Here is a 13686-nt window from a genome sequence, read left to right as displayed (position 1 = left end):
GCAGCGGTTAAAAGCCTGTGAGGAGAACGTCAAAGCGTTGTGAACGATGATCGGGGACTCGGGCTGCTGAATGGCACTGGTCTTATTCGAATGCAACGAATACTGTATGCGCATACAGCTTTTGGAGTACTCCCATGCCCCCCTCCCTGCCACCCCGCGGCCGCGGCACCGCGACCAACCCGCACAACCGCTTCGCCCCGAGTCGCTCGGTGGCCGAGGATGACGGCTGGTATCAGGAAGTCCCGCTGACCCAAGGCACCGAAGTGCGCATCGAAACGGCGAAGACCATCATTACCCGCAACACCTCGTCCGATATCCCTTTCGACCGCTCGATCAACCCATACCGAGGCTGCGAACACGGTTGCATCTACTGCTATGCGCGGCCCAGCCATGCCTATTGGGACCTGTCGCCGGGGCTCGATTTCGAAACCAAGCTGATCGCCAAGACCAATGCCGCCGATGTGCTGGAAGAACAATTGTCCCGGCGCGGCTATCAATGCGCGCCAATCGCACTGGGTTCCAACACCGACCCCTACCAGCCTATCGAACGCGAACAACGGATAACCCGCCGGATTCTCGAGGTGCTGCTGCGCTATCGGCACCCGGTGACCATCGTCACCAAGGGTTCGCTGATCCTGCGCGACCTGGACCTGCTGACCGCGCTGGCGCAACAACGCCTGGTGCACGTGATGATCAGCCTCACCACCCTGGACGATGAGCTCAAGCGTATTCTCGAACCCCGCGCGGCGGCGTCCAAGGCCCGGTTGCGGGCGATCAAGGTCATGCGCGAGGCGGGCATTGCCGTGGGGGTGCTGTGTGCACCGATGATCCCGATGATCAATGACAGCGAGATCGAGCGCCTGCTGGCCGAAGCCCACGCCGCCGGCGCACAGAATGCCGCCTACGTCATGCTGCGCCTGCCGCTGGAAGTCGCGCCGCTGTTCGAGCAGTGGTTACAGGCGCACTACCCGCAACGCGCCGCCCACGTGCTGAGCCTGGTGCGCCAGAGCCGCGGTGGTGAGCTGTATGACAGCCGTTTCGGGGCGCGGATGCGCGGCGAAGGGCCGTTCGCCGACCTGCTGGCCCAACGTTTCGCCAAGGCCCTCAAGCGCTTGGGGCTTGAGCGCCGCGACGGATACAATCTTGATTGCGATGCCTTCTGTCCGCCGGGCCGACAAATGTCTTTGATCTGATTGAAGTTGACCGTGGAACGGCTGCTGGAGATGATCTGCGCCAGTGTTTCGCCACCCCTGTAATCGTCGTCCTAGAGCCTTCGATTTCAGTTTGAGTTAAGTTTCGGCCGCTACCTTGTTCTTCGAGTGACTGACGGGTCGAACACCTCGACCTGGATATTTTTTAACCAGCCACTGGCGTCTCAACGAGGATGAATCATGAGTGACAAGGATAAACAGCCGTTGGCTGTGTCGGCTCCAGCCCTACCCGAGGCGGAAACCGCCGATGCAGCGCTGCAGCATATTGTTGACGGCTTTTTGCATTTCCATCACGAGATCTTTCCGCAACAGGAAGAACTCTTCAAGAAACTCGCCACCGCCCAGAAACCCCGGGCGATGTTCATCACCTGCGCCGATTCGCGCATCGTGCCCGAGTTGATCACCCATAGCTCCCCCGGCGACCTGTTCGTAACCCGTAACGTCGGCAACGTCGTGCCGCCTTACGGGCAAATGAACGGCGGCGTCTCCACCGCCATCGAATACGCCGTACTGGCCCTCGGCGTGCAGCACATCATTGTCTGCGGCCATTCCGATTGCGGCGCCATGCGTGCCGTGCTCAACCCCGACACCCTGGAAAAAATGCCCACGGTCAAGGCCTGGCTGCGCCACGCCGAAGTGGCCAAGACCATGGTCCACGACAACTGTCCGTGTGGCGACGAAAAACAGACCATGCCGATCCTCACCGAAGAGAACGTGATCGCACAGTTGCAGCATTTGCGAACGCATCCCTCGGTCGCATCGCGCATGGCCAATGGTCAGTTGTTCATCCATGGCTGGGTGTACAACATCGAGACCAGCGAGATCAAAGCCTACGACGCGGACCAGGGACGTTTCCTGCCGCTCGATGGCAGCCATCCAATACCGGTGGCGACGCCCAAAGCGCGCTTCTAACCGCTCCTAAACATCCTTGTGTGGTTCAGCCTTACCGCTATTTGCGCGGTAGGGTTTCGCCATGCCTGAAGAAAATTTCGGGAGAGTCGCCATGCGTGCTCAATTAAAAACTGTTCTGCCACGGGAGCTGTTGGCTTCAGTGGTTGTGTTCCTGGTGGCGCTGCCCTTGTGCATGGGCATTGCCATCGCCTCCGGCCTGCCACCGGCCAAGGGCCTGATTACTGGCATCATCGGTGGCCTGGTGGTGGGTTTCCTGGCAGGTTCCAAGCTGCAAGTCAGTGGCCCGGCCGCCGGCTTGGCGGTGTTGGTCTTCGAATTGGTGCGCCAGCATGGCGTGGCCATGCTCGGGCCGATCCTGCTGCTGGCCGGTCTGCTGCAATTGTTGGCCGGGCGCTTTCGCCTGGGCTGCTGGTTCAGGGTCACCGCGCCTGCGGTGGTGTACGGGATGCTGGCAGGTATCGGCGTGCTGATCGTGTTGTCCCAGGTCCATGTGATGCTCGACGCGGCGCCCAAGCCGTCCGGGCTGGATAACCTGACGGCGTTCCCGGCGGCCGTGGCCCAGGCATTGCCGTCCTTCGGCTGGCAGGCCGGGCTGCTCGGTTTGTCGACGATCGCGGTGATGTGGTTGTGGGAAAAATTTCGCCCCCACAGCCTGCGCTTCATTCCCGGCGCGTTGCTCGGTGTCGGCTTGGCGACCATCGCCAGCCTGATGCTGGCCTTGCAGGTCAAGCGCGTGGAAGTTCCCGAGAACCTCGCCGAAGCCATTGATTGGCTGCGCCCGGCGGACCTGCTGAACCTGGCCGACCCGACGCTGCTGATCGCCGCATTCGCTGTCGCCTTCATCGCCAGCGCCGAAACCCTGCTGTCGGCGGCCGCCGTGGACCGCATGCACAGCGGTGATCGTGCGGACTTCGACCGGGAACTGTCGGCGCAAGGTATCGGCAACATGCTCTGCGGCCTGCTCGGCGCCCTGCCGATGACCGGGGTGATCGTGCGCAGCTCGGCCAACGTCCAGGCCGGGGCCACCACGCGGATGTCGACGATTTTCCACGGCCTATGGTTGTTGCTCTTCGTGCTGTTGCTGTCCAGCGTGCTGCAAAGCATTCCGGTGGCGAGCCTGGCGGGGGTGTTGGTGTACACCGGTTTCAAACTGGTGGACCTCAAGGCGTTTCGCAGCCTGGGCCGCTATGGCCGGATGCCGATGTTCACCTACGCCGCAACGGCGCTGGCGATCGTCTTCACCGACCTGCTGACCGGTGTGCTGATCGGTTTCGGCCTGACCCTGGCGAAACTGGCCTGGAAAGCCTCACGGCTGAAAATCAGCCTGATCGACCTGCCCCAGGAAGGTGAGATGGAACTGCGACTGGTCGGGGCAGCCACCTTCCTCAAGGTGCCGGCGTTGACCCAGGTGCTGGGCTCCATACCGACGGGTGCGACCGTGCATGTGCCGCTCAATAACCTGAGCTACATCGACCACTCGTGCCTGGAGTTGCTGGAAGAATGGGGCCGGGCGAATGCCAGCAAGGGTTCGAAGCTGCTGATCGAATCCCGCGGGCTCAAGCGCCGATTGGAAGGGCGGTTGCGTACCACCGTAGGGGTTGGCGCCGCCTCTGCCTGACACCTCAAGTCCAAATGTGGGAGCGGGCTTGCTCGCCAAAGCGGTGGATCAGTTAGCCAAATGCTGCCTGACACTCTGCCTTCGCGAGCAAGCCCGCTCCCACAGGGGTTTCATGTATTCCTGATGGATCAAGCCGCCGGCTGATCCAGCTCCAGCCCGACACCCAACTGGCGCGACAGGCACGGCCAGCGCTTCCAGGCAGCGCCCGTGTCCGGGCTGCCGAGTTTATCCCGGTAAGACTCCACCGATTCCAGCGCAAAGCTGTCTTCGTCGAGCATTTCATCCACGGCGTGATGCACGGCTTCATCCAGCTGGTTGGCGAACGGTTCGCCGATCAAATGGTGAGCGATCAGGTTGGCGACCGTCATGTCCAGCGGGATCAGCGGCTGGCTGAAGTGCTTGATATACAGATCATTGACCTCCTCCACCAGCCGGTGGGCCAGGTAGGCCTCGTCCAGCAGGCTGTCCAGGCCAACATGGCCTTCCATCAACTTCGGTGGCTGAAGAAAAAACTGTTCAGCGATTTTCAGCACCGGCTTGATCTGCGATTCGATACCGGCTTCGCGGGCCACCTCGTTGGCGGCGTCCAGCAGGTCTGGCACTTGCTCGATGTAAGCGGTGACAAAACGGGTCATGACGCCCTTCGCGTCGATGTCTGGTAATTGGATCGCGGCGTGCAGATGCGGTAACTGGGCCTCCAGTTGGCGGGTCAATTGGCCGGTCTCGGCTTCGTGTTGTTGGGCTTTTTGGATCTGCTCGCGCAATGCGGCGGTGTTCATGACAACTCCAGGAAACAAAGGCAATGAAATAGGGAAGACATAACTTAGCTGGCGCAAAAACACTCCTAAGACCTATTTTTCATAACTGCCCCTTACGTGCTGCGTCACAGTTATATCGGTTTGCCATCACTCAGTTCGCATCCTTCTCCATTCGTAGGCTCTAACGCAAGCCCCGGCTGTTTCAAACGATTTACGCCATCGCGTTGCGAGGTTGCAGGTGCTGTCTATACTCGGTTTGGAATGGAGTTAGCTGATGACACCCGATTGCATGTGCAGCAAGGCGCGGCGAGTCAAGTAAGCAGTCTGAAAGAGCCGATCCCTTGCCGCAGGCTTTACGCCTACGGGATAACAAGAACGATAAGGGGAACCCGCAATGACGCGACATCCACACGTATGGATGGGCCTCCTGTTGTGGTCGATTTTCAGCCAGGCGCAAGCGGCCTGGACTGTGAATATGGCGCCTGGAGCGACACAGATCAGCAACGCAGTGTTCGACCTGCACATGACCATTTTCTGGATCTGTGTGGTCATCGGCATCATCGTCTTCGGCGCCATGTTCTGGTCGATGATCATGCACCGCCGCTCAACCGGCCAGAATGCCGCGCATTTCCACGAAAACACCCGCGTCGAAATCCTCTGGACCATCGTGCCCTTCGTGATCCTGGTGCTGATGGCCATTCCTGCCACCGCCACCCTGATCAAGATGTACGACTCCAGCGAGTCGGACATCGATATCCAGGTCACAGGCTATCAATGGAAGTGGCACTACAAATACCTGGGCCAGGACGTCGAGTTCTTCAGCAACCTGGCGACACCCGCCGAACAAATCCATAACCAGAGCGCCAAGGGCGAGCATTACCTGTTGGAGGTCGACAAGCCGCTGGTGCTGCCGGTCGATGCCAAGGTGCGCTTTTTGGTGACCTCCGCCGACGTGATCCACTCCTGGTGGGTACCCGCCTTCGCGGTCAAGCGCGATGCGATCCCCGGCTTCGTCAACGAAGCCTGGACCCGCGTCGACAAGCCCGGCCTGTACCGCGGCCAATGCGCCGAACTGTGCGGCAAGGACCACGGTTTCATGCCGATCGTAGTGGAGGTCAAGAGCAAGCCCGACTATGAGAAATGGCTGGGCGAACGCAAGGCCGAAGCCGCGCAGCTCAAGGAGCTGACCAGCAAGGAGTGGACGCGCGAAGAGCTCATCGAGCGTGGTGACAAGGTCTACCACACCACTTGCGTGGCCTGTCACCAGGCCGAAGGCCAGGGCCTGCCACCGATGTTCCCGGCACTCAAGGGCTCGAAAATTGCCACCGGGCCGATCAAGGATCACCTGAGCATTGTCTTCCACGGCAAACCCGGCACCTCCATGGCCGCGTTCGGCAAACAGTTGTCGGAAGTCGATATCGCCGCGGTCGTGACCTATGAACGCAACGCCTGGGGCAACAACAAGGGCGACATGGTGACGCCTAAAGAAGTGCTGGAACTCAAACAGGCAGAAAGCCAATGAGCCGGCCTGACGATCGTTCTCGCAACCGGTCGGGGCTCAGCGCCCCGGGCCGCCCAGCCCACTCGTTCGAAGGAGACAGGACATGAGTGCTGTGATCGATGACCACGGTCATGCCGACCACGCCCACGGCCCCGCCAAGGGCCTGATGCGCTGGGTACTGACCACCAACCACAAGGATATCGGCACGCTGTACCTGTGGTTCGCGTTCTCCATGTTCCTGTTGGGCGGCTCGTTCGCCATGGTGATCCGCGCCGAACTGTTCCAGCCCGGCCTGCAGATCGTGCAGCCGGAATTCTTCAACCAGATGACCACCATGCATGGCCTGGTGATGGTCTTCGGCGCAGTCATGCCAGCGTTCGTCGGCCTCGCCAACTGGATGATCCCGCTGATGATCGGCGCGCCGGACATGGCCCTGCCACGCATGAACAACTTCAGCTTCTGGCTGTTGCCGGCGGCGTTCCTGATGTTGGTCTCGACGTTGTTCACAGCGGGTGGCGGGCCTAACTTCGGTTGGACCTTCTACGCGCCGCTGTCCACCACCTATGCGCCGGAAAGCGTGACGTTCTTCATCTTCGCCATCCACCTGATGGGCATCAGCTCGATCATGGGCGCGATCAACGTGATCGCCACCATCCTCAACCTGCGTGCCCCCGGCATGACCCTGATGAAAATGCCGCTGTTCGTCTGGACCTGGCTGATCACCGCGTTCCTGCTGATCGCGGTGATGCCGGTGCTGGCCGGCTGCGTGACGATGATGCTGATGGACATCCACTTCGGCACCAGCTTCTTCAGTGCCGCCGGCGGCGGTGACCCGGTGCTGTTCCAGCACGTGTTCTGGTTCTTCGGCCACCCCGAGGTGTACATCATGATCCTGCCGGCCTTCGGTGCCGTCAGCTCGATCATCCCGGCCTTCTCCCGCAAGCCGTTGTTCGGCTACACCTCGATGGTCTACGCCACGGCCGCCATTGCGTTCCTGTCGTTCATCGTCTGGGCACACCACATGTTCGTGGTCGGCATTCCGCTGGTAGGCGAGCTGTTCTTCATGTACGCCACCCTGCTGATCGCCGTGCCCACCGGGGTGAAGGTGTTCAACTGGGCCAGCACCATGTGGCAAGGCTCGCTGACCTTCGAGACGCCGATGCTGTTTGCCGTGGCATTCGTGATCCTGTTTTCCATCGGTGGTTTCTCCGGGCTGATGCTGGCCATCGCCCCCGCGGACTTCCAGTACCAGGACACCTACTTCGTGGTCGCGCACTTCCACTACGTGCTGGTGCCCGGCGCAATCTTCGGGATCTTCGCCTCGGCCTACTACTGGCTGCCGAAATGGACCGGCCACATGTACGACGAAACCCTCGGCAAGCTGCACTTCTGGCTGTCGTTCGTGGGGATGAACCTGGCGTTCTTCCCGATGCACTTCGTCGGCCTGGCGGGCATGCCCCGGCGGATTCCCGACTACAACCTGCAGTTCGCCGACTTCAACATGGTCTCGTCCATCGGCGCGTTCATGTTCGGCACCACGCAGATCTTCTTCCTGTTCATCGTGATCAAGACCATCCGCGGCGGCGAGCCGGCACCGGCCAAGCCATGGGATGGTGCCGAAGGGTTGGAGTGGAGCGTGCCTTCACCGGCGCCGTATCACACCTTCACTACGCCGCCGGAAGTGAAATGAACACTGCAGCTTCTGTGGGAGCGAGCCTGCTCGCGATAGCGGTAGATCAGGCATACCGCGTCGCCTGCATCGCGAGCAGGCTCGCTCCCACAGGGCTCAGTGCACGGAGCCGCATCCATGGCTGATTCGATTTCGATGAAAAAACTGGTCAGCCGCCTGCTGCTGGTGGTGGTGGCCATGTTCATCTTCGGGTTTGCCTTAGTGCCGATCTACGACGTGATGTGCAAGGCGTTCGGCATCAACGGCAAGACCGGTGGGCAGTACGAAGGCGAACAGACCGTCGATGAATCCCGGCAGGTGCGCGTGCAGTTCCTGTCGACCAATTCGGTGGACATGGTCTGGGACTTCTACCCCAAAGGCGATGAGCTGGTGGTCAAGCCCGGGGCGGTAAACGAGATGGTGTTCGTCGCCCACAACCCCACCAACCGGCCGATGAGCGCCCAGGCGGTACCGAGTATCTCGCCGAGCAACGCGGCGGCGTATTTCCACAAGACCGAATGTTTTTGTTTTACCCAGCAAGTGCTGCAACCCGGCGAACGCATCGAAATGCCCATGCGCTTCATCGTCGACCGGGACATGCCCAAGGAAGTGAAGCACCTGACGCTGTCCTACACGCTGTTCGATATCACCGCTCGTCATCCACCGGTGGCTCTAAACACTGACCGATAGCGTGCCCGATAAGGAGAACAATAAATGGCAACTCACGAACACTATTACGTTCCGGCCCAGAGCAAATGGCCGATCATCGCCACGGTCGGCATGTTCGTCACGGTGTACGGTCTGGCGACCTGGTTCAACGACCTGAAAGCGGCGCGCCCGGATTCCCACGGCCCGCTGATCTTTTTTGTCGGCGGTCTTCTGCTGGCCTACATGCTGTTCGGCTGGTTCGGCGCGGTGATCAAGGAAAGCCGCGCCGGGCTGTATAGCGCACAGCTCGATCGCTCGTTCCGCTGGGGCATGAGCTGGTTCATCTTTTCCGAAGTGATGTTCTTCATCGCCTTCTTCGGCGCCCTGTTCTATGTACGCGTGATCTCGGCGCCAGGCCTGGCGGGTGAAGGCACCAAGGGCCTGTCGGAAATGCTGTGGCCGAACTTCGAATATGTCTGGCCGTTGCTGAACAACCCCGATCCTAAACTCTTCCCGGCGCCCAAGGATGTCATCAGCCCCTGGGGTTTACCGCTGCTCAATACCATCCTGCTGGTCAGTTCCAGCGTCACCGTCACCATCGCCCACCATGCCCTGAAAAAAGGCCATCGCGGCGCACTGAAAATCTGGCTGGCGATCACCGTGCTGCTGGGTTGCGCCTTCCTGGGCTTCCAGGCCGAGGAATACATCCACGCCTATAAAGAGCTGGGTCTGACGTTGGGCTCGGGGATCTACGGCGCGACCTTCTTCATGCTCACCGGTTTCCACGGCGCCCACGTCACCATCGGCACGATCATCCTGTTCGTCATGCTGATGCGCATCATGCGCGGGCACTTCGACAACGAGCATCAGTTCGGCTTCGAGGCGGCGAGCTGGTACTGGCACTTCGTCGATGTGGTGTGGATCGGCTTGTTCATCTTCGTCTACGTGCTCTGAGGCACGACTACCAAGGCGCGTGGGACACCAACTGGCCGCTGAAGAAACCCCAGGCGATCAAGCCGACGGTGGCGGCGGCCAGGCTGACTCGAATCGCCAGGGCGATGACCAGGCGATTGGAACTGCTGTCGTCCTTGACCAGAAAAAACAGACCGCTGAACAGGCTGGCAATCGTGGCAATCAGCATCAGGACGATGGCGGCTTTGAGCATTAGGGACACTCCGGGGGGGCGCGATGCACGTGAGTATAGCTATCCCGTTCGACGACTTTCGGACGGCGCCATGAAACACTTCAGGCCGGGCATCGTGCCGTCGCTGGTGGTCGCCGTGCTGGTGCCGGTCATGGTGTGCCTGGGGTTCTGGCAATTGAGCCGGGGCGAACAGAAGCGCGTGCTCATGGAAAATCATGCCGAGCGCCGCGTGGCGCCGCCGATGGACAGCGCCGAACTGGCGCACACCCCCGACCCGGCCTTTCGACCGGTCACACTGCAGGGTCAGTTCGACGCCGAGCACAGCACCCTACTGGATAACCGTCAGCACGACGGCAAGGTCGGCGTCGAGTTGCTGCAACCTTTCCTCGACCACCGCACCGGGCAGTGGCTGCTGGTCAATCGCGGCTGGTTGCCCTGGCCGGACCGGCGCACCCCGCCGGTGTTCAACACGCCGGAACAACCGGTGAGCCTCCAGGCCTGGGTCTACGTCGCACCGGGCGCGACCTTCCAGCTCCACGCCGACCCGGCGGGCGCGCCCTGGCCGCGACTGGTCACCACCATTGAGCCGGACAAGCTCTGGGCCGAACTGGGCCGTAACGGCTTCGCCTATGAATTACGCCAACAAAGCGGCCCCGGCGCCTACCGGACCGATTGGCCGGTGGTCGCCATGGGCCCGGAAAAACACCTCGGCTATGCCGTGCAGTGGTTCGCCATGGCGGCGGCACTGTTCGGCCTGTTCCTTTATCTCGGATGGCACAACGCAGGGAGACCGCATGGGAAGCACCATGAATCCAACCAACACGTCTGAGGCACCCGTGGCGCACAACCGGCGCAAGGGCCGCGTGCAATTGCTGCTGATCGTGCTCGGGGTGATCGGCCCGATGATCCTCGCCACCGGCATGTACAAATTTCAGTTCTGGGTGCCCGACAGCCGCAGCTACCACGGCGAACTGATCGGCAACGGCCAGACCCGCGCCGAGATTGGCGTACAGGCCGATGAGCAGCGCTGGCAGATCCTGGTCACCGCGCCGCAGGAGTGCGCGGTGGATTGCCGGCAACTGGTGTACCTGGCCCGGCAAGTGCAGATTGGCCTGGGCCGCGAAGCCTCCCGGGCCAGCCATGCCTTGGCCATCGCGCAACCGCTGGACGCTGAATATGACGGGCAATTGCAGCGCGAATACCCACAACTGCAACGTTATCCACTGGACCTGCCGGCCTATCAGAAAGGCGCCCAAGGCGCCGGCGGCGCCCAGCTGTGGATCATCGATCCCCACAGCAACCTGGTGCTGCGCTACGACGCCCGGGTCAAGGGCAAGGACCTGCTCAACGACCTGCGCCATCTGCTGAAACTGTCGAACATCGGATGAGGGCATCGACATGGCCAAACCTGGATTTCGCCTCGCGCTGTTTGCCACGTTGCTGGCACTGATCGTCGTATTGTTGGGCGCCTACACCCGGCTGACCCACGCCGGCCTCGGCTGCCCGGACTGGCCCGGTTGCTACGGCTTCATCAGCGTGCCCAAGAGCGAAGCCCAACTGGCCCATGCCGAGCTGCACTTTCCCGATGCCCCGGTGGAAGCCCATAAGGGATGGAACGAGATGGTCCATCGCTACTTCGCCGGGATCCTCGGGCTGTTGGTCACCGCGCTGGCCGCCCGGGCCTGGATGAACCGCCGTCACCCCGGCCTGCCGTTGAAACTGCCGCTGTTCCTGCTGGCCGTGGTATTCGCCCAGGCGGCGTTCGGCATGTGGACCGTGACCCTCAAGCTCTGGCCGCAAGTGGTCACCGGGCATTTGCTGGGCGGGTTCGCGACGTTGAGCCTGCTGTTTCTGCTCACCTTGAGATTGTCCGGCGTGTTGCCGGCGTTGACCGTGCCCAAGCGCCTGCAACATTGGGCCACGGCCGGGTTGCTGCTGGTGATCGGTCAGATCGCCCTGGGCGGTTGGGTCAGCTCCAACTACGCCGCCGTGGCCTGCATCGATTTCCCCACCTGCCACGGCCAATGGCTGCCACCGGCCGATTTTGCCAACGGCTTCCACCTGACCCAGCACATCGGCCCGAACTACCTGGGCGGGCAACTGGACAGCGACGCCCGCACCGCCATCCACCTGACCCACCGCATCGGCGCGTTGCTGGTGACCGTGGTGTTGCTGGGCCTGGCCTGGCAATTGAAAACCGTCGGCATGACCCGGCTGGCCGGCCTGGTGCTGGCCGCACTGGCGGCGCAGATCACCCTGGGCATCAGCAACGTGCTGTTCCATCTGCCGCTGCCGGTGGCCGTCGCCCACAACGCCGGGGGCGCCGCGTTGCTGCTGACCCTGGTGCTGGTCAACTATCACGCCCGTACCAGCCTGGTCCGGGTCAAGCATCAAGTCCCGCTGCGCTGGCGGTTCAACCCGACTAAACACGGCGTCAGCCCCATAACAATAAAAGGAGAGATGCCATGGCAACCTTGACCGGTGAACGCCACAGCCAAGCAATCTGGCGCGATTACCTGGAGCTGACCAAGCCCAAAGTGGTGGTGCTGATGCTGATCACCTCGTTGGTCGGCATGTTCCTCGCCACCCGTGCCGGGGTGCCGTGGACAGTCCTGGTGTTCGGCAACCTGGGCATCGCCCTGTGTGCCGGCGGCGCGGCAGCGGTCAACCACGTGGTGGACCGGCGCATCGACGCGGTGATGGCCCGCACCCACAAACGGCCACTGGCCGAAGGGCGAATCTCACCCGCCGCCGCCCTGACCTTCGCCGTGGCGCTGGCCGTGGCTGGCCAAGCCATGCTGCTGGCGTTCACCAACCCGCTGACGGCCTGGCTGACCTTGGCCTCCTTGCTCGGGTATGCGGTGATCTATACCGGTTTCCTGAAACGGGCGACACCGCAGAACATCGTCATCGGTGGCCTCGCCGGCGCGGCGCCTCCGCTGCTGGGCTGGGTGGCGGCCACCGGTCATGTCAGCGCCGAACCGCTGCTGCTGGTGCTGATCATCTTCGCCTGGACCCCGCCACACTTCTGGGCCCTGGCGATTCACCGCAAGGAGGAATACGCCAAGGCCGACATCCCGATGTTGCCGGTGACCCACGGCGAGCACTACACCAAGATCCATATCCTGCTGTACACCCTGGTGCTGCTGGCGGTGAGCCTGATGCCGTTCGTGATCCAGATGAGCGGGATGCTGTACCTGATTTGTGCCCTGGTGCTGGGTGCGAGGTTCCTGCGATGGGCCGTGGTGTTGTACCGTGGCAGTCGGCCGCACGCGGCGATCAACACCTTCAAGTACTCTATCTGGTACTTGTTCCTGCTGTTCATCGCCCTGCTTGTAGATCACTACTTACTGTTGAGCCTATGACTCGAACCCAGAAAACCGTCTTCATTCTCGTGGCCGTGATCGCGCTGATCCTCGGCCTTACCATCAATAAAGTGCTGACCGGCAAGGGCGAAGGCGACCCCACGGCGCTGATCGACGCCGGCATCATCCTGCTGCCCCAGAGCCGCAACCTGCCGGACGTGAAAATGACCGACCAGGACGGCCAGCCCGTGGCGATGGACGGGTTGAAAGACAAATGGAGCCTGCTGTTCTTCGGCTACACCTTCTGCCCGGACATCTGCCCGACCACCCTCGCCCAACTGCGCCAGATCAAAAGCGAACTGCCGCCCGAGGCTGTGGATAAGTTGCAGATCGTGCTGGTGAGCGTCGACCCGAACCGCGACACGCCCAAGCAACTCAAGCAGTACCTGGGCTACTTCGACCCGCAGTTCATCGGCCTGACCCCGTCATCGATCGAAGACCTGCAGAAGGTCGCCAACGCGGTGAGCATTCCGTTCATCCCGGCGGACACCAGCAAACCCAACTACACGGTCGATCACAGCGGCAACCTCGCCGTCATCGGCCCGGACGGTACCCAACGCGGGTTTATTCGTGCGCCGTTGAATAACCAGAAGTTGGTGGCGCAGTTGCCGGAGATGCTCAAGCGCAAATAACGGGGCCGTGGGGACTCGCCCCACCTGTAGGAGCTGTCGAGTGCAACGAGGCTGCGATCTTTGCCCCAGACAATTGAGTCATCAGTGAACGATCAAAATCAAAAGATCGCAGCCTCGTTGCACTCGACAGCTCCTTGTATCTCGACTATCGCTCCGACAGAAGCGATAGTTCTCGACTGATCATCGAGGGAGGGACTTGGAAGCCGTACAGCTCCTTAGGCTTTTTGC

The 13686-nt window shown here is 61.6% G+C and carries 14 protein-coding genes; 12 read left to right on the top strand and 2 right to left on the bottom strand.

Annotated features, from left to right (window positions below; genetic code table 11):
• The first annotated feature begins 134 nt into the window (after nt 1-134).
• The 3 genes from AACY31_RS23580 to AACY31_RS23570 all read left to right on the top strand — a co-directional run bounded on the left by AACY31_RS23580 (nt 135) and on the right by AACY31_RS23570 (nt 3741).
• Nucleotides 135-1193 carry a PA0069 family radical SAM protein gene (locus AACY31_RS23580; protein WP_339482455.1) on the top strand — a complete coding sequence of 353 codons (1059 nt, stop codon included), beginning with the start codon at nt 135-137 and terminating at the stop codon, nt 1191-1193.
• 198 nt (nt 1194-1391) lie between these two features.
• On the top strand, nt 1392-2123 hold the full coding sequence (locus tag AACY31_RS23575) for a carbonic anhydrase (protein ID WP_339482456.1): 732 nt from the start codon (nt 1392-1394) through the stop codon (nt 2121-2123).
• 91 nt (nt 2124-2214) lie between these two features.
• Nucleotides 2215-3741, top strand: a complete 1527-nt coding sequence (locus tag AACY31_RS23570; RefSeq protein ID WP_339482457.1) for a SulP family inorganic anion transporter — start codon at nt 2215-2217, stop codon at nt 3739-3741.
• 128 nt (nt 3742-3869) lie between these two features.
• Here AACY31_RS23570 and AACY31_RS23565 read toward each other — a convergent pair whose 3' ends face one another.
• Nucleotides 3870-4520, bottom strand: a complete 651-nt coding sequence (locus AACY31_RS23565) for a hypothetical protein (RefSeq protein ID WP_339482458.1) — start codon at nt 4518-4520, stop codon at nt 3870-3872.
• 373 nt (nt 4521-4893) lie between these two features.
• On the opposite strand from AACY31_RS23565, the gene coxB reads away from it, so the two are divergent.
• The 4 genes from coxB (at nt 4894) to AACY31_RS23545 (ending at nt 9271) form a co-directional block, all read left to right on the top strand.
• On the top strand, nt 4894-6021 hold the full coding sequence (coxB, locus tag AACY31_RS23560; protein WP_339482460.1) for a cytochrome c oxidase subunit II: 1128 nt from the start codon (nt 4894-4896) through the stop codon (nt 6019-6021).
• Nucleotides 6022-6103: 82 nt separating this feature from the next.
• Complete coding sequence (gene ctaD, locus AACY31_RS23555) at nt 6104-7690, top strand: cytochrome c oxidase subunit I (RefSeq protein ID WP_057449249.1); 1587 nt, start codon at nt 6104-6106, stop codon at nt 7688-7690.
• A gap of 117 nt (nt 7691-7807) precedes the next feature.
• A complete protein-coding gene (locus tag AACY31_RS23550) occupies nt 7808-8359 on the top strand; it encodes a cytochrome c oxidase assembly protein (protein ID WP_339482461.1) in 552 nt (183 codons plus the stop codon).
• 24 nt (nt 8360-8383) lie between these two features.
• Entirely contained in the window at nt 8384-9271 is an 888-nt protein-coding gene (locus AACY31_RS23545; RefSeq protein WP_339482463.1) for a cytochrome c oxidase subunit 3, read from the top strand.
• 7 nt (nt 9272-9278) lie between these two features.
• Here the strand turns inward: AACY31_RS23545 and AACY31_RS23540 are convergent, their stop codons facing one another.
• Nucleotides 9279-9482, bottom strand: coding sequence for a twin transmembrane helix small protein (locus AACY31_RS23540; protein WP_014335867.1), 204 nt, complete (start codon nt 9480-9482; stop codon nt 9279-9281).
• A gap of 70 nt (nt 9483-9552) precedes the next feature.
• Here AACY31_RS23540 and AACY31_RS23535 point away from each other — a divergent pair, with 70 nt between their 5' ends.
• From AACY31_RS23535 to AACY31_RS23515, 5 genes are read left to right on the top strand one after another with little or no spacing between them, the layout of a single operon-like run.
• Nucleotides 9553-10290, top strand: coding sequence for an SURF1 family protein (locus tag AACY31_RS23535; RefSeq protein WP_339482465.1), 738 nt, complete (start codon nt 9553-9555; stop codon nt 10288-10290).
• Complete coding sequence (locus tag AACY31_RS23530; RefSeq protein ID WP_339482466.1) at nt 10256-10849, top strand: hypothetical protein; 594 nt, start codon at nt 10256-10258, stop codon at nt 10847-10849. Before AACY31_RS23535 ends, AACY31_RS23530 begins: the two co-directional genes overlap by 35 nt.
• Before the next feature lie 10 nt (nt 10850-10859).
• The gene (locus AACY31_RS23525; protein ID WP_339482467.1) at nt 10860-11939 is read left to right on the top strand and encodes a COX15/CtaA family protein; all 1080 of its coding nucleotides are present in this window, start codon (nt 10860-10862) and stop codon (nt 11937-11939) included.
• Nucleotides 11927-12826 (top strand): heme o synthase, encoded by a 900-nt coding sequence (gene cyoE, locus AACY31_RS23520; RefSeq protein ID WP_339505142.1) that lies wholly within the window; start codon nt 11927-11929, stop codon nt 12824-12826. The genes AACY31_RS23525 and cyoE overlap by 13 nt, the downstream gene beginning before the upstream one ends.
• Entirely contained in the window at nt 12823-13458 is a 636-nt protein-coding gene (locus AACY31_RS23515) for an SCO family protein (RefSeq protein WP_305387194.1), read from the top strand. Before cyoE ends, AACY31_RS23515 begins: the two co-directional genes overlap by 4 nt.
• The last annotated feature ends 228 nt before the right edge of the window (nt 13459-13686 follow it).

It is taken from the genome of Pseudomonas sp. RL_105y_Pfl2_101 (assembly GCF_963970585.1).
Classification (GTDB): Bacteria; Pseudomonadota; Gammaproteobacteria; order Pseudomonadales; family Pseudomonadaceae; genus Aquipseudomonas.
Note: the sequence above shows the minus strand (reverse complement) of the source record. Positions and strands in the feature narration are given on the sequence as shown.